Source organism: Photobacterium sp. GB-50, assembly GCF_003026755.1.
Classification (GTDB): domain Bacteria; phylum Pseudomonadota; class Gammaproteobacteria; order Enterobacterales; family Vibrionaceae; genus Photobacterium.
Genome location: NZ_PYNX01000025.1, coordinates 17,400 through 34,210, shown reverse-complemented (window position 1 = coordinate 34,210; position 16,811 = coordinate 17,400). Strand labels below are relative to the sequence as shown.

Annotated in this window: 11 protein-coding genes; 6 read left to right on the top strand and 5 right to left on the bottom strand. The window is 42.3% G+C overall.

Translation table 11 applies throughout. From position 1 onward, the window contains the following. Positions 1 to 326 precede the first annotated feature (326 nt). The 4 genes from C9J41_RS19800 to C9J41_RS19785 all read left to right on the top strand — a co-directional run bounded on the left by C9J41_RS19800 (position 327) and on the right by C9J41_RS19785 (position 5,656). The gene (locus tag C9J41_RS19800) at positions 327 to 2,045 is read left to right on the top strand and encodes an ABC transporter ATP-binding protein (RefSeq protein WP_107208556.1); all 1,719 of its coding nucleotides are present in this window, start codon (positions 327 to 329) and stop codon (positions 2,043 to 2,045) included. Between the two features lie 56 nt (positions 2,046 to 2,101). Then, a complete protein-coding gene (locus C9J41_RS19795) occupies positions 2,102 to 3,661 on the top strand; it encodes an ABC transporter substrate-binding protein (protein WP_107247859.1) in 1,560 nt (519 codons plus the stop codon). 75 nt (positions 3,662 to 3,736) lie between these two features. Beyond that, entirely contained in the window at positions 3,737 to 4,714 is a 978-nt protein-coding gene (locus C9J41_RS19790) for an ABC transporter permease (protein ID WP_005372184.1), read from the top strand. A 3-nt stretch (positions 4,715 to 4,717) separates the two neighbouring features. Beyond that, positions 4,718 to 5,656 carry an ABC transporter permease gene (locus C9J41_RS19785; protein WP_006647518.1) on the top strand — a complete coding sequence of 313 codons (939 nt, stop codon included), beginning with the start codon at positions 4,718 to 4,720 and terminating at the stop codon, positions 5,654 to 5,656. Between the two features lie 60 nt (positions 5,657 to 5,716). Here C9J41_RS19785 and C9J41_RS19780 read toward each other — a convergent pair whose 3' ends face one another. Next, positions 5,717 to 7,342 carry a chromosome partitioning protein ParA gene (locus tag C9J41_RS19780; RefSeq protein WP_107294927.1) on the bottom strand — a complete coding sequence of 542 codons (1,626 nt, stop codon included), beginning with the start codon at positions 7,340 to 7,342 and terminating at the stop codon, positions 5,717 to 5,719. A gap of 275 nt (positions 7,343 to 7,617) precedes the next feature. Beyond that, on the bottom strand, positions 7,618 to 8,985 hold the full coding sequence (locus C9J41_RS19775; RefSeq protein ID WP_107247860.1) for a YjiH family protein: 1,368 nt from the start codon (positions 8,983 to 8,985) through the stop codon (positions 7,618 to 7,620). Positions 8,986 to 9,444: 459 nt separating this feature from the next. On the opposite strand from C9J41_RS19775, the gene C9J41_RS19770 reads away from it, so the two are divergent. Continuing rightward, the gene (locus C9J41_RS19770) at positions 9,445 to 10,032 is read left to right on the top strand and encodes a hypothetical protein (protein WP_107208560.1); all 588 of its coding nucleotides are present in this window, start codon (positions 9,445 to 9,447) and stop codon (positions 10,030 to 10,032) included. A 563-nt stretch (positions 10,033 to 10,595) separates the two neighbouring features. Here C9J41_RS19770 and gorA read toward each other — a convergent pair. After that, the gene (gene gorA / locus C9J41_RS19765) at positions 10,596 to 11,951 is read right to left on the bottom strand and encodes a glutathione-disulfide reductase (protein WP_107208561.1); all 1,356 of its coding nucleotides are present in this window, start codon (positions 11,949 to 11,951) and stop codon (positions 10,596 to 10,598) included. Positions 11,952 to 12,157: 206 nt separating this feature from the next. Further along, positions 12,158 to 12,997, bottom strand: coding sequence for a 23S rRNA (adenine(2030)-N(6))-methyltransferase RlmJ (locus tag C9J41_RS19760; RefSeq protein WP_107247861.1), 840 nt, complete (start codon positions 12,995 to 12,997; stop codon positions 12,158 to 12,160). A gap of 216 nt (positions 12,998 to 13,213) precedes the next feature. On the opposite strand from C9J41_RS19760, the gene prlC reads away from it, so the two are divergent. Beyond that, on the top strand, positions 13,214 to 15,256 hold the full coding sequence (prlC, locus tag C9J41_RS19755) for an oligopeptidase A (protein ID WP_107208563.1): 2,043 nt from the start codon (positions 13,214 to 13,216) through the stop codon (positions 15,254 to 15,256). 63 nt (positions 15,257 to 15,319) lie between these two features. Here prlC and gppA read toward each other — a convergent pair whose 3' ends face one another. Next, on the bottom strand, positions 15,320 to 16,810 hold the full coding sequence (gppA, locus tag C9J41_RS19750) for a guanosine-5'-triphosphate,3'-diphosphate diphosphatase (protein ID WP_107208576.1): 1,491 nt from the start codon (positions 16,808 to 16,810) through the stop codon (positions 15,320 to 15,322). Position 16,811 lies beyond the last annotated feature (1 nt).

Sequence of the window (16,811 nt, the reverse complement as noted above, 5' to 3'; positions counted from 1 at the left end):
GTAGTTGTTGTTAGTGATAAATTATTCATAACTTGTCTTTTGTTTTTTTAGGAAATAGTGATTATTTTGATGATTTTGCATGATATCGCTGTTTTTGTGGGTGTTTTGCATTGAAAATATATTTAGGTGGATATAGTTTTGCCGATAAGTAAAAGTGAATAATTATTCGATAATTCACATTTATTATAGTTTTTTGCTTTGAAATGTTGCTTTTGTGTAAAATATTTGACAGATTGATAGGCCGACATGCCATAGATGAATGTTCTGGTGTGGAAAGGATTCAAGTTTTTATATTGGCAGGATCTGCCAAGCAATTGAGGTCGGTCATGGCTTTATTAGAAGTAAAAAACCTTCGGATAGAATATCCATCCCGCCATGGGGTGCATGCTGCGGTGAAATCATTGTCGTTTTCTATTGAGCGCGGTGAAATTGTCGGCGTAGTGGGTGAATCTGGTGCGGGTAAATCAACCGTCGGCAATGCGGTGATTGATCTATTGAGTCCACCAGGACAAATCGCTAAGGGTGATGTGTATCTTGATGGGACAAAAATTTCAGGGCTGACGCCAGAGCAAATGCGTCAGGTACGTGGCGCTAAGATAGGGTTTATTTTTCAAGACCCAATGACATCGCTAAACCCGCTATTTACGGTTGAACAACAACTCACTGAAACTATAGTAACCAATTTACAAGTCACTCAGCAGGAAGCGTACAAACGTGCATTAACGTTAATGGAGCAGGTGGGTATTCCGCAACCGGAATTGCGCATTAAGCAATACCCTCACCAGTTTTCAGGCGGTATGCGCCAACGTGTCGTGATTGCTATCGCGCTGGCAGGAGAGCCTGATTTAATCATTGCTGATGAGCCTACAACAGCGTTAGATGTTTCGATTCAAGATCAAATTTTGACGTTGATCCGTGCGTTGTGTGTTGAGAAAAACGTCGGCTGTATGTTGGTTACTCACGATATGGGCGTTGTCTCGAATGTGACTGATCGCGTTGCAGTAATGTATCGCGGTGACTTAGTCGAGCTCGGCACCACAGAGCAAGTTTTACACCGTCCAGAACATCCATATACTCAAAGCCTAATTTCAGCTGTTCCACGTTCAGATATTAAATTACAGCGTTTTCCATTGGTGAATTATATCGAAGCGGCAGAAGAAACGCCGCCATTAGATGTTAAAAATCATTGGTTAGGGCAGCGCCAAGAGCAACGTGATTATTCAGGACCATTGTTGAATGTAGAGAACGTGAGTTTGCGCTTTGTGACCAAAGATTCTTTCTTTGAAAGTCGTCGGGAATATGTTCAAGCCAATAATGATGTCAGTTTCCAAGTCTTTGAAGGTGAAACCTTTGGCTTAGTGGGTGAATCTGGCTCTGGTAAATCAACCATTGCTCGTGTAATTGCTGGTTTATACCCGCCGAATGAAGGTCGGGTGACATTTGAAGGAATGGATCTAACGGCGCTGAAAAGTGAAGCTGACCGTCGTCCTTTCCGTCGTCAAATGCAGATGGTCTTCCAAAACCCCTATACCTCGATGAATCCACGGATGCGTATTTTCGATATTATTGCAGAGCCTATCCGTTTTCATAAATTAACCGAGAACGAAGCACAAACCCGTCAAATTGTGCATGATTTATTGGATCATGTTGGATTAGGACGTGCCTCTGGGGTGAAATATCCTCACGAGTTTTCAGGCGGTCAACGTCAACGTATTTCTATTGCTCGTGCTCTCGCAACACGTCCACGATTGTTGATCTGTGATGAGCCAACATCAGCTCTGGATGTGTCTGTTCAAGCACAAATTTTGAATTTACTTAAAGATCTGCAAGACGAATTGAATTTAACCATGCTGTTTATCAGCCATGACTTACCCGTGATCCGTCAAATGTGTGATCGCATTGGGGTGATGCAAAAAGGTACTTTGCTGGAAGTGGCGAAAACTGAACAGCTTTTTACCGATCCTCAACATGAATACAGCCAACATTTAATTTCACTAATGCCAGAATTTAAAGGGATTAGTCAAAATGGATTAAAGCGCGCTTAGTCCACATCAACAAACATTACTCGCGGGAGAGGTCCCGTGCATAAAGGAGTTATGCAATGAAAACCATCAAGAGCAAATTAGCCGTAGCATTGATTGCCGCGGGGTTAAGTTTTAGTGCTACTGCTGCAGAAATCAAACTGGGTTACGCTTCGGATCCTGTTTCATTAGATCCGCATGAGCAGTTATCAGGCGGTACGCTACAGCTATCTCATATGGTGTTCGATCCTCTTGTTCGTTTTACCCAAGATATGGATTTTGAGCCGCGTCTAGCGGAAAGCTGGGAGCGTGTTGATGATCACACGTTCCGTTTCAAATTGCGTCAAGGGGTGAAATTCCATTCGGGTAATCCACTTACGGCGGACGATGTGGTATGGACATTTAATCGCCTGCAAGATTCGGCAGACTTTAAAAAGATCTTTGCCCCGTATTCTGAAATGAAGAAAGTGGATGACTACACGGTTGAGTTGATCTCGAAAGGAACCTATCCACTGGTGCTACAAACCGCGACATACATCTTCCCAATGGACAGCAAGTTCTACACAGGGAAAACCGCTGAAGGTAAAGATAAAGCGGAAATTGCGAAACACGGTAACTCATTTGCTTCTACCAATCTTTCAGGTACCGGTCCATTTATCGTTACAGAGCGTGAGCAAGGGGTAAAAGTTGAATTTACCCGTAATGCAAATTACTGGGATAAAGCGTCAAAAGGTAATGTAGATAAGCTAACACTATTGCCTATCAAAGAAGATGCAACACGTCTTGCAGCGTTGCTTTCTGGTGGTGTTGATATGATTGATCACGTTGCACCTAATGATCATAAACGTTTGAAAGAAGCAAAAGATGTTGATCTGGTGACACTACCGGGTACCCGTATCATCACGTTCCAAATGAACCAAAACAGCAATGAAGCGTTGAAAGATGTACGCGTACGCCAAGCGATCGTACATGCGATTAACAACGAAGGCATCGTGAAGAAAATCATGAAAGGCTTTGCGACTACGGCAGGTCAACAGAGCCCTGCCGGTTACCAAGGTTACAATGCTGATTTAGTACCGCGTTACGATGTGAAAAAAGCCAAAGAATTAATGAAAGAAGCAGGCTATGCCGACGGCTTTACATTAACCATGATGGCACCGAATAACCGTTATGTGAACGATGCAAAAGTAGCGCAAGCGGTAGCGGCGATGCTGTCTAAAATTGGCGTGAAAGTCGATCTCAAGACCATGCCAAAAGCGCAATACTGGCCTGAGTTTGATAAGTGTGCGGCAGACATGATGATGATTGGTTGGCATGCCGATACTGAAGATTCAGCGAACATGACTGAGTTCCTAACCATGACGCGTAATGAAGAAACAGGTCAAGGTCAGTACAACTGTGGTTTTTACTCTAACCCTGAAGTCGATAAGTTGATTGAAGCGGCGAACGTAGAAACCGATCAAGCCAAACGTAAAGTCATGCTACAGAAGGTAGAAGCGACGTTGTACAACGAAGCGGCGTTTGTCCCACTGCATTGGCAGAGCCTTGCATGGGGCGCGCGTTCAAATGTACACGCGGCCGATATTGTTAACCCAATGGAACAGCCTTACTTTGGCGATCTTGTGGTCGATGAAAAGTAAGTAATGTTATAGCGAAAGCGACAGTGCCGGAGCTTGCTCCGGCACTTTTTCAGGAAGAAAGAGAAGGGGCAGGGAATGTTTACGTTTCTGGTCAAGCGCCTGTATCAGGCACTGATAGTGATGTTTGTGATCAGTTTGGTGGCCTTTGCCATCCAAGATAACCTTGGCGACCCATTACGAGAGTTGGTGGGGCAATCTGTATCAGAAGCTGAACGACAACAATTACGTGATGATTTAGGACTTAACGATCCGTTTATCACCAAATACAGCCGATTTTTAGCGAATGCGGTGCAAGGCGATCTGGGCACGTCTTATACCTTTAAAAAGCCTGCCACAGAGGTGATTTTAGACAAGTTAGTTGCCACCTTAGAGTTAGTTTTTGGTGCCACAATTATTATTGTCTTGGTCTCTATTCCGCTTGGCGTGTACTCCGCGATTCATCCCAATAGTTTCTTAACCAAAGCCATTATGGCGTTCAGTAGTATTGGTATATCAATTCCCGTTTTCTTAACTGCCATTATGTTGATGTACGTCTTTTCTATTGAGCTAGGTTGGTTACCTTCGTTTGGTCGAGGTGAAACCGCCAACTATTTAGGTTGGGAGTCGGGGTTCTTTACCCTTGATGGCTTAAAGCACCTTGTGCTGCCATGTGTTGCCTTAGCGTCGATTATGTTGCCGTTGTTTATTCGTTTAGTGCGCTCTGAAATGTTAGAAGTGTTGAGCTCTGAATACATTAAGTTTGCGAAAGCGAAAGGGCTACCGATGAAAAAGGTCTACTACCAACACGCCTTAAAAAACACCATGCTGCCGGTATTAACGGTTGGCGGGGTGCAGATTGGTACCATGATTGCTTACACTATTTTGACTGAAAGTGTATTCCAATGGCCAGGCACAGGATTGCTGTTTTTAGATGCGATTAACCGTGTTGATACCCCACTTATCACAGCTTACGTGATTTTTGTTGGCTTGATCTTTGTTGTAACTAATACCATCGTCGATTTGCTCTATGGATTGGTTAACCCGACTGTAAACCTGACTGGCAAGGGAGAGTAAGTCATGAGTAATACACTAGCTGCACCAAGCCGTTGGGAGCGTTTTAAAAACTCCGATATTTTGTATTATTTTAAGAAAGACAAAGTGGCGATGGTGTGCTTCGCTGTCTTTCTAACGTTTGCCACCACGGCATTGTTTGCACCATTTATAGCGCCGAGTAATCCGTATGATTTAGCGTCGATAGATATTATGGATTCAGAGTTACCGCCATCATGGATGGAAGATGGTGATGAGAACTTCTTACTTGGTACCGACGATCAAGGCCGTGATATTTTATCGACCATGCTTTATGGTGCGCGTTTATCACTAACGATTGGTTTACTTGCTGTTGCACTGCAAATGACACTGGGGATCGTGATTGGCTTAACTGCGGGTTATTATGGTGGTCGTGTTGATAGTTTCTTGATGCGTATTGCGGACGTGCAGTTGTCATTCTCGACCATGATGGTGGCGATCATCGTTTCTGCGATTTTCCGCACTGCATTAGGTGCTGAAACCTATGCGCAATATGCGGTGATCATGTTGGTAATGATCATTGGTATTGCTGAATGGCCTCAGTATGCACGTACAGTGCGTGCTTCGGTATTAGCCGAAAAGAAGAAAGAGTATGTTGAAGCGGCAAAAGTCATGGGCTTTAGAGCGCCACGTATTATGTTCCGTCATATTCTGCCAAACTGTTTATCACCGATCTTAGTGATTTCAACGGTACAGGTGGCGAACGCCATTATGTCAGAAGCGGCCTTGTCATTCTTAGGCTTAGGTTTACCGGTAGATCAGCCATCATTGGGTTCACTGATCAGTATCGGCTTTAAATATATCTTCTCTGGCGCGTGGTGGATCACTGTCTTCCCCGGTATTTTGCTGGTGGTATTAGTACTGGTAATCAACTTGTTAGGTGATTGGTTACGGGACGTGTTTAACCCGAAGATTTATAAAGGCTAATAGCTTGATGTTTAGATAATAAAAAGGCGACCCATTGGTCGCCTTTTTTATTAGGTGCTGTTACGATTTTTTCATCGTAATAGTAGCAACTTTGGCACCATTATCGCTTAACGTATCACGAACAAGTACGCCTTTATCCCATGCTTTACCTGCTGGGATGTAGCTAAAGCGGTTGATCTTGAAGTTATCGGTTGTCTCACCAGTATCTTTGTCATTCCAACGTACTGTTGTGTTTAGCTGATCTAGTGTTGCTGTAGATACTTTATCGTTGGTACCAAACCACCAGAAGTCCATCTTTGCAAAGTCTTCGTATGTGATCGTTTCGTTTATGCCATCAGTAATATCGCATTTACCTATAAACTCTTGGCCTGTTAGTGTGATTGTATTCTCACCAAACGTTAAGTTAGATGTTGCTACATCATGACAATCAGGACGCGTTTCTTTAGCGGTCCATGTTCCTGTGAAGTCAACAAAGCGATCTGTTTTTGCATCCGCTACAGGATAGAAGAATTCGATGGATTCACTGATTCGTCCTGCGTAATCACCATCTAGGTATTCTTTGCTGCGAATTTGAGTGTAAACCTGAGTTACTGGATCGTATGTACCTGACTGTGCTTCTTTTTGTTTATGGTCGCCATCTTGACGCTCAATGTGTTCAAGGTTAGCTTGAGTTAATAAGCGTTCACTACAGTTTTTTGCAGTCATACAAGCGTATGGAGAGCCCATTGTTTCAATTTCAGACCAAGGCATCATTTCATTTTCAGTATAAGCTTCCGCCTTATTAGTCATCTCATAAACAAAGCTTGGTAAAGTGCTTGTTTTTTCGATGGTTGAGTCGTTAGAACCAGCAAGAATAATAAATTGATCATCAGTCAACTTGTAGTTCATTAAGCTTAAGCCACCAACGTACTTACCGTTTTGTTGGTCTTGATGAATAACCGTTTTAAATGTTTCATCGCTGCTATTTTTAACGCGTAGGTTGGCACTACGATGAATAATAATTTGGTTAGAGCCTTTTGCCCATTGTGTTAATACTTCATCAGAACCACGTTGTAATTGTTCTGGGTTTAAAGATGCTTGCATGTGCTTTTGAGCATCAGCAGCAGCTACAAGCGCTTTTGAATCTAGCAGGGTTAATAGTGTTTCAACTGATTTTTCAAAGTAACCATCATCCAAGGTAATTTTCGCTAGTGCAGCTTGAATATCAGTACTTGGGTTATCTTTGATCAGTGAAGGGATGATAATGGTTGAATCATCATTGTGTTCGTTAATGGTTAGTAGTAAACGTGCAAGGTTAATAGAGCGCTCGTAGGTACCAGCTGCTTCAAATGGGGTTGTAACTGCACGACCAGAAACTGAACCAATTAATAGACCGTCTTTGCCACCGATATAGAAACTAATAGTGCCATTTTCTGCACCTAACTCGTAGTTACCTTCTGCATCTGTTTGTGCTGCTTTCGTACCGATAACGTAATCTAAGCCCTGTACCTTAGCATCAATAAATTGACCTGTTGTAACTGGTGTTGGATTGCCTGTATCTGGCTTACCAGTGTCAGGGTTGCCTGTCTCAGGAGATGGATTTTCAACATCTGGTGCTGTTGGCGTTGAAGATGAATCGTCGTTACAGCCAGTAAGAGTTAGCGTCGCAAGAAGGGATGCTGCAACAAGAGACAGTTTAAATTGCATGATATAGATTTCCTTAAACAATATGCACAGTTAATCAGCCGAAAATAACATTAAAACAGTTAGTTATAGTTGATTTTTCGATATGTTTGCAATTAAGGAAAATAAAATCAATGGTAAAAAAGTGCTTATTCTTATGATGAATACTATATTTTATAAAATGCGATAAGATTAACGAAATTGCTGGCTGGCATTAAGTCTAATGCTCTAGCTACATCAATATTTTGATAATAAAAAAGGCGACCAATGGCCGCCTTTTTTATCAGTGAAACTCAAATTTAGAATAGTAAATGTGCCATGCCTGCAATCACAGGCAAGGTGACCAGTGTACGTAGGATGAAAATTACAAATAGTTCCCACGCTTTAACGGGTACTTTACTACCGATAAGCAGTGCACCAATTTCAGACATGTAGATAAGTTGTGTCACTGACATTGCTGCGATGATAAAACGGGTCATGTCGCTTTCAATGGTTGAGGCCAAAATAGATGGCAAGAACATATCAGCGAAACCCACCACAATCGTCTTTGATGCCGCTTCCGCTTCTGGAATGTGCAGCAATTCTAAGAACGGAATAAATGGCATACCTAAGTAATCAAATAGTGGTGTATTTTCTGCAATTACCAGCGCGATAGTACCAATTGCCATAACAACAGGCAGTACGCCAAACACCATATCTACGGCATTTTTCACACCATCTAACGCAATTGCTGGAATACTTTTAACTTCAGCTGCTTTCTTTAGTGCTTGGTGTAAACCGTAAGAGAAAACGTTGTGACCTTGTGGCACATTTTCATCATGTTGACTCTCTGTTGTGCCATCAATGTAGATGTTTTTCTTACGTGATAGTGGCGGTAGGCGAGGCACAATAATTGCCGCGACAAGACCAGCAAGGCATACCGTTAAGTAGAACGGTGCAAACATGTGCTCTAAGTTAACTTGCGCGATCACGACTAAGCTAAAGGTAATAGATACCGCTGAAAAGGTTGTACCAATAATGGCCGCTTCACGTTGGGTGTACATTCCCGATTCGTATTGCTTACTGGTCAATAATACGCCTACCGAGCCATCACCTAACCAAGATGCAATGCAGTTAACAGATGAACGGCCAGGCAAACCAAAAATCGGACGCATGATTCGAGTAAATAAAGTGCCGAAAAATTCCAGTAGACCAAAATTGAGTAGAAGCGGCAGTAGCAAACCGGCAAAAATAAATACTGAGAATAGAACAGGTAGTAAATCGTTTAATACAAGACCGCCTGTCGCGTCGTTACGAAACATTACAGGGCCAATATTAAAGTACGCCATAACAGCAAAGATAGCACCAAGCTGTTGAACCACAAACCACATTGCTGATGGGTTTAGTAAGCCATTTAAAAAACCATTGCGTGTAATAAACCCTGGCTTAAACACTTTAGTGATGATCGACATGATAGCTGTAAAGCTGATCACGCCTGTCACAATCGATGTCAGTGAATGTTCAAACTGCGCTTGAATAGTTTTCGCTAAAACAGCGATAGGGATTGTAATGTCACCATTAAAATTAATCGGTGCCATAAAAAGAAAGACACCAATTAATGATGGGATAATGAACATTAGCCAGGTGTTTAAGGTGTTTTTAGGTGGTGCTACTGCTTGGTTATGCATCTTGATTTACAACCTACTGATAGAAACTGCCGAATAAATAGGAATACCCTCTATAGACCCTGTGAGAATAACTATTCACTGGTTTTCCATATTTAGGGAGGGAGAGATTACATTCTTTTAATAAAGCATGGAATAGTTGACTGGTAAAAAATGGTTAATTATGTAAATGTTTTTTGATTTTATTCTGATTTTTATGTGTTTAGTAAACGTTATGATTTAACAAATTAATAAAAATTAGTGTGTTATGACTATTATACTGTGATGGGTATTTGACTCATTATTCTAGAGGTTCTAGATACTCTTCTCATTTGCGCAATATTATTACTTATATGTAATAGTGTTTTTGCTTTGGCAGGGATTATGTTTTTCTTTGTAATGGTTATAATGATGACATTAAACAATATGTTGTATTTATTGCTTTAGCTTAATTATAACGTTACCAATTTATTGAGGTTTGCTATGACAGAACAACATCATAATCATTTTCACGTTGGTCAAATTATTGAAAATCATCCATTTGCAGCGGGAGATGGTGCTGTTCTGGAAATGTTCCGCAATGATATGACGAATGTTGTTTTTCTTGGTTTAGAGAACATTACTGAAGATGAACAACAACTGCTTGCTGAATCAGGTGCTGAGTTTGGTGTATTAAGCACTGAAAATGGCGGTTGTTTAGTGGTACTAAAACTCGGTGATCTGGCGTTTGATATTCAGTTTAATGCTGCAGTGATCCCTAATGAGTTTTTTGCACAACCTGCTGAAGATACAGCTTCATTAACATTAAACATGATGGCTGTTGATACACAAAGCAATGAAATGAAAGTGATCCGTGAGTTTTCATTGCCAGCAGAAGTTAGCCATAAATTAATTGATGTGGTTAACAAGCAGCGTGAAATCGAAGATGTGATGGCTGTGAATGCAGAAAACATGCATTTACTAAACACTATCAGCACTGAAGAGTTGCTAAAACAAATCACGCTTACGCAAATTCAAAGTGTGATTGCGCCAAGCTGTAGTTGTGGTCATGATCACCACCATCATCACTAATTAATGAATATATTTAAAAAAACATCGCCTTTGCGCGGTGTTTTTTTTCGTCTTAATTACACTTACGCTGTCGTGATTAAAAAACGTCAGGCCAAAGATTGAGTGGTAGAGGGTATATAGCAAAAGGGCTTTGAACATGAGGTTCAAAGCCCTTTCTAAATTCTTTTTTCAGTAAGGTATTTTAATGCTTACTTATTGTTGCCGTTTTTGTATAGAGAAGAAAACGCTGGAGTGTATAGAGCAACAATTTTATTTACGATGCGAGTCATGGAATTACCTATAAAGTTTAAGCTGTTTTTACTGTACAACCTTCGCCCAACCCTAAGATATATAGGCATTCAGTCGTGTTTCGATGCGCGAATTATAGATATTTTTGGAACATTGAAAAATGAAAAAAACTAGTGTTTTAGTATTAGTTTTACTAATGAATTGGCGGTGTGTGTTAATAGGTAAAAATACGCTTTTAAACTAAGCTCTTTTGGTATCGTTGATAAAAGCAATAGCATAAAAAAGGCGATGTATTTCACTACATCGCCTTATCTATATTAGGTTCGTGTTAATGCCTAGCGCATTGTCACAAATTCCTCAGAGCCTGTTGGGTGAATAGCCACAACGCTATCAAAATCAGCTTTTGTTGCGCCCATCTTCATCGCGACACCAAAGCCTTGGATCATTTCGTCAACCGCGAAACCAATACCGTGTAGACCGACTACTTTCTCGTCATCGCCTGCACAGATCAGCTTCATCTTACATGGTTGACGGTGCGCAGTAACTGCGGTGTACATTGCTGTGAAGCCTGACTTGTACACTTTCACGTTTTCTTCGCCGTATTGCGCAATCGCTTCAGCTTCAGTAAGACCGATAGTACCGATTGGTGGGTGGCTAAATACTACTGTAGGGACTAATTTGTAGTCCATCTTCGCATCAGGTTTGTTGTTAAATAGACGCTCAGAAAGCTGACGACCTGCTTTAACTGCTACAGGTGTTAGTTCGATACCGCCTTCCATGATGTCACCGACACAGTAGATACCAGGAACGTTAGTTTGTTGGTATTCATCCACTTTGATGAAACCACGGTTATTGGTTTCAACACCCGCAGCGGCTAGGTTGATGGCATCTGTAGTTGGCTCACGACCGATAGCCCAGATCAGTACGTCAGTATTGTGTGATTCACCGTTTTCAAAGTACAGCGTGATTGAGCCGTCTTTTTCTTTCACTACTTCTTTTGGCACAGATTGCGTATGTAACGCTGGCCCTTCAGCTGCCATAACTTCAACTAGCGTATCTACAATCATTGGATCGAAGCTACGTAGTGGTGATTCTTTACGTACGAATAAGTGCGTATCTGTACCTAGTGCATTTAATACACCAGCGATTTCAACGGCAATGTAACCTGCACCAATGATAGCGGCACGTTTTGGTTGCTCTTTTAGTTCGAAGAAACCGTTAGAGTCGATACCGTAGTGTGCGCCTTGGATTGCAGGAATTGATGGACGGCCACCAACAGCAATAAGAATGTGATCAGCGGTGTAGTGTTCACCGTTTACTTCAACCGTTTTCTGGTCAACGAAATGGGCAAAACCGTTGATCACTTCAACTTTGTTATTGCCTAGTACATTGTCGTAAGAAGTGTGGATACGGCTGATGTAAGCTTCACGGCTTTCGACCAGTTTGCTCCAGTCAAAACCTTTTACATCAACATTGAAGCCGTAATCTTTTGCGTAAAGGTGCATAGCTTCAGCGATTTGAGCACCGTGCCACATCACTTTTTTAGGTACACAACCTACGTTTACACAAGTACCGCCGAGTGCTTTTGCTTCGATAATCGCAACTTTTGCACCATACATTGCAGCACGGTTTGCCGATGCAATACCGCCGCTACCACCGCCGATACAGATGTAATCAAAATGCTTTGCCATGACTCTACTCCATTAATATTCGTTATATTCGTGACGAGCTATTGAGCTAGTGTAATAAAGATTGGGGTGCCTGACGAGGATTTAAAATCGGAAAATACGATTGATTTGCTATTAAATCATCGAAAATTGAGATTGTGGCACGAATTATCTGGTACAGGCAGCATACACTGCCTGTATTTAAAGGGAGGAAATATTGCCAATGGAGCTTATTCAGGCACAACCCATTTAACGGTGTGGTGACCATGATTAGGCGCAATGGCTTGCTGTAACCAAGGTAGAATGTCACGCATTTGGCTTTCTAGCTTCCAAGGCGGGTTAATCACAATCATGCCTGATGCTGTCATACCGCGCTCTTCACTATCAGGCTCTACACCCAGTTCAATTTGTAAGATTTTTGGGATATTTAAATCTTTTAAGCCTTGAAGCATGTTGTCGATAGTTTCACGATAAACCACAGGGTACCAAATCGCATAGGTACCTGTCGCCCAACGTTGATGGCTTTGCTTGATCGCTTTTACTACATCTTGGTATTCATGTTTAAGTTCATAGGGGGGATCGATCAGTACCACACCGCGACGCTCTTTCGGCGGTAGGGTCGCTTTTAAGCGAGCAAAGGCATCTTCTTTATACATTTTTACTTGGCGATCGCCACGGAACTCTTGCAGGAGTAGAGGGAAATCACTTGGGTGAAGTTCGGTGAGTACCATACGGTCTTGATCACGGATTTGTGCGCGTGCCACTTTTGGAGAGCCAGGGTAGTAACGCAGCTCTTCGCCGTGATTAAGATCTTTAATCGTTTCAATGTAGCTTTGGATCGCTTCAGGGATATCATCACGTGACCAAATACGTGCAATACCTTGTTTAAATTCACCGGTTTTTTCGCTGCGCTCATCTTGCAGATCGTAACGACCTACACCTGAGTGGGTATCGTGATAGACGAAAGGTTTATCTTTCTGCTTGAGTGCATCCAAAATTAAGCTTTGAACAATGTGTTTAACCACGTCGGCATGGTTGCCAGCATGGAAGCTGTGACGATAACTCAGCATGAAATCAATCTCTATCGGTATATAAAAGGAGAGGGGTTAAACAGTATTATCGTTAATTCTCACCTATTATCCAACCATGACACCACCTTTAGAGTGAACAATCATGAGTAAATGCGTGAATTCTTGCCTTTTTATACACTAAACCACGCAAACGATTGAAATTTACCTATCGCGGGCGCATGTTAATAATAAGATAAAAAAATAAAGGAAAAGCGTATGTCTAACCCATTATTGACGATGACCGATTTGCCACCGTTTGCTCATATTAAACCTGAGCATATTAAGCCCGCGGTTGAACAAGCGATCGCAGATTGTCGTGAAAATGTAGAATCTGTGTTGATGGAAATGGCAGAGCCAACTTGGGAAACCATCTGTGCGCCTTTAGCTGAAACTGATGATCGCCTAGGTCGTATTTGGTCACCTGTCGGTCATCTTAATGGCGTGAAAAATAGTGCTGAATTACGTGAAGCGTATGAAAGCTGTTTGCCTCTGTTATCTGATTACAGTACCTGGGTTGGACAACACAAAGGATTGTACGAAGCCTATAAAGCGATTAAAGCGAGCGATAAATTTGCGTCGTTGAATAAAGCGCAGCAAAAGTCGATCAAAGACGCCTTAAAAGAATTTGAGCTATCAGGTATTGGCTTACCTGCACAAGAGCAAGCGCGTTACGGTGAGATCAGTAAACGCTTATCTGAGCTATCTTCAACCTTTAGTAATAACGTGTTAGATGCCACCATGGCATGGAACAAGGTCATTACTGATGTTGAGCAATTAAGCGGTTTGCCTGAATCGGTTTTGCTTGCGGCAAAAGCGAACGCAGAAGCGAAAGAGAAAGAAGGGTATTTATTCACTCTAGAAATGCCGTCGTACTTACCGGTAATGACTTACTGTGATAATCGTGAACTCCGTGCTGAAATGTATGAAGCGTTCGGTACCCGTGCCTCAGATCGTGGTCCTAATGCAGGTGAATTTGATAACACTGAAGTCATTGCAGAAAAACTGAAACTGAGCCACGAACTGGCTCGTATGTTAGGGTTTAACAGCTACAGTGAAAAATCACTGGCGACCAAAATGGCGGAATCTACCGAGCAAGTGTTAGGTTTCTTAAATGATCTTGCTGATCGTGCGAAGCCACAAGGTGAGCGTGAGGTGGCTGAGCTACGTGAATATGCTAAGAATGAATATGGTATCGACGATCTACAGCCATGGGATTTTGCTTACTATTCAGAGAAGCTAAAACAACATCGTTACAGCATTTCAGATGAAGAATTACGTCCATATTTCCCTGAAAAGAAAGTCGTTGCAGGTCTCTTTGAGGTATTAAAGCGTGTGTTTGGTTTAGAGATCAAACAACGTGAAGGTGTAGAAGTTTGGCATGATTCGGTAACGTTTTATGACATCTTTGATAATAAAGGCAAACTTCGCGGTAGCTTTTATCTTGATCTTTACGCGCGTGATCATAAACGTGGTGGTGCGTGGATGGACGAATGCATGGTTCGTCGCACCCGTATTGATGGCACACTACAAACCCCAGTAGCCTACTTAACTTGTAACTTTAACCGTCCGATTGGCGATAAGCCGGCATTGTTTACTCACAATGAAGTCGTAACCTTGTTCCATGAAACGGGCCACGGTATTCATCACATGCTAACGCAAGTTGATGTAGCGTCAGTATCAGGTATTAACGGTGTGCCATGGGATGCGGTAGAGCTACCAAGCCAGTTCCTAGAAAATTGGTGTTGGGAAGAAGAAGCACTGGCGTTTATTTCTGGTCACTATGAAACAGGCGAGCCACTACCAAAAGAAATGCTAGATAAGATGCTCGCAGCGAAGAACTTCCAATCAGCGATGTTTATTTTACGTCAGCTTGAGTTTGGTCTGTTCGATTTCACGCTATACACCGAATATGATCCAGAAGTGGGCGCACAGGTGTTAGATACCTTATTTAAAGTGAAATCACGTGTCTCAGTGGTACCAAGCCCAGAATGGGGACGTTTTCCACACAGCTTTAGTCATATTTTTGCTGGTGGCTATAGTGCAGGTTACTACAGCTATTTGTGGGCAGAATTATTGTCTTCTGATGCGTTTTCACGCTTTGAAGAGGAAGGCATTTTCAATCCGCTAACAGGTCAAGATTTCCTAACTTGTATTCTTGAGCAAGGGGGCAGTGAAGAGCCAATGGCGCTATTCAAACGCTTCCGTGGTCGAGAGCCTGAGCTAGATGCAATGCTGCGTCATAGTGGTATTACGGGTTAATTATGACTATTGCTGTATAAAAAAAGGCTCCTTTAAGGAGCCTTTTTTGATCGAGTAGAATGTTTAGTCTTGCGATGTCACGACCATAGGCCAGCCCATATCTGTTTGACGGGTTGCTTCTTGGTGTAGCTCACTACGCGTTAGCGGGTTGTTGATCAGCCATTTTGCAGGCAACAGTAACGTTAACTTATCGTTATCAACTTGCAGGCTAAATGGCGGTAAACAATGGGTATCACGACGGTGGCACATAATCACGGCAATACGTAATAAACGCAGTAATCGCGCCGCGCTTTGAGCTGAGAGTGCATGTTGCTCAGGTAAGCTGGTGAGAGGACCAATGTAGCGACGTAAGATTTCGGCCAGTAAATGACGTTGAGCACGGGTAAAACCAGGAAGATCTAGGTGCTTGATTAGATAAGCTGCATGATCTGCACTTTTCTTAAATTCAATGCTTGTCCCTATCTCATGCAGTTTTACCGCCGCTTCCAATAAGTTTTGTGCTTGAGGCTCTAGTTGCCAATTTGGGCATTGGCTTAACATCGACATTGCCATATCGTTGACAATATCGGCATGTTCGGTATCAATTTGAAAGCGTTGCTGAACACTGTTTATGGTACGAGTACATACATCATGATGGCGCATTTGTTCCATCATTTCATACACCATGCCTTCACGTAGCGCGCCACCAGCTAGCGTCATAGATTCAATTTTTAATGACTCAAATAGCGCGATTAAAATTGATAAACCACTAGGGAATACTAATGCGCGTTCTAGTGTTAAACCTTCAATATCAAGATCTTCTAAGCGCTCGTATTGCATAGCTTGACGTTGTAAGCGCTTAAGCTTTTGCAAGGTAATGATTTCATCCATTCCTTGCGCCAGCATAATTTCTTGTAGTGCTTGTACCGTTCCACTGGCACCAACACAAGATTCCCAACCGAGTTCGGTATAGCGTTCAATGATCGGTTCAATGACTTCTTTGGCGCCATTAATTGCCGCTTCGAAGTTGGCTGAAGTGAGGTAGCGATCTTTAAAGTAACGTTCAAGCCAAGTCACACAACCAATTTTTAAGCTGGTTAAAGCGCTGCTATCAAACCCTTTGCCAATAATAACTTCAGTGCTGGCACCGCCGATATCGACCACTAAACGTTTATCACTACCACCAGAGGTGTGTGCGACCCCTTGATAGATAATGCGGGCTTCTTCTTCACCCGGAATAATATTGACCGGATAACCAAGAATAGCCTTCGCCTTGGAAAGAAATTCTTCTGCGTTCACTGCTGTACGTAAGGCGGCAGTACCAACGATACGGATATGGTCGGCTTTGATATCTTGTAAGCGTTCGGCAAAGAGAGCCAAACAATCAAGGCCACGCTGCATCGCTTCTTCGCTGAGTACATTTTGGTTGTTAAGCCCTGCGGCTAAACGCACTTTACGTTTGATTTTCGCGAGTGTCTGAACACTGCCATTTACTTCGCGCACAATCCACATGTGGAAACTATTTGAGCCGAGATCAATGGCGGCATAAAGCGGTGATACTGAATTTCTTTCCATA

Excerpts from the sequence above, each read along its gene's own strand:
- C9J41_RS19790 (WP_005372184.1), top strand. The coding sequence starts at position 3,737 with ATGTTTACGTTTCTGGTCAAGCGCCTGTATCAGGCACTGATAGTGATG.
- C9J41_RS19785 (WP_006647518.1), top strand. The coding sequence starts at position 4,718 with ATGAGTAATACACTAGCTGCACCAAGCCGTTGGGAGCGTTTTAAAAAC.
- gorA (WP_107208561.1), bottom strand. The coding sequence starts at position 11,951 with ATGGCAAAGCATTTTGATTACATCTGTATCGGCGGTGGTAGCGGCGGT.
- C9J41_RS19780 (WP_107294927.1), bottom strand. The coding sequence starts at position 7,342 with ATGCAATTTAAACTGTCTCTTGTTGCAGCATCCCTTCTTGCGACGCTA.
- C9J41_RS19800 (WP_107208556.1), top strand. The coding sequence starts at position 327 with ATGGCTTTATTAGAAGTAAAAAACCTTCGGATAGAATATCCATCCCGC.
- gppA (WP_107208576.1), bottom strand. The coding sequence starts at position 16,810 with ATGGAAAGAAATTCAGTATCACCGCTTTATGCCGCCATTGATCTCGGC.
- C9J41_RS19760 (WP_107247861.1), bottom strand. The coding sequence starts at position 12,997 with ATGCTGAGTTATCGTCACAGCTTCCATGCTGGCAACCATGCCGACGTG.
- C9J41_RS19775 (WP_107247860.1), bottom strand. The coding sequence starts at position 8,985 with ATGCATAACCAAGCAGTAGCACCACCTAAAAACACCTTAAACACCTGG.
- C9J41_RS19795 (WP_107247859.1), top strand. The coding sequence starts at position 2,102 with ATGAAAACCATCAAGAGCAAATTAGCCGTAGCATTGATTGCCGCGGGG.
- C9J41_RS19770 (WP_107208560.1), top strand. The coding sequence starts at position 9,445 with ATGACAGAACAACATCATAATCATTTTCACGTTGGTCAAATTATTGAA.
- prlC (WP_107208563.1), top strand. The coding sequence starts at position 13,214 with ATGTCTAACCCATTATTGACGATGACCGATTTGCCACCGTTTGCTCAT.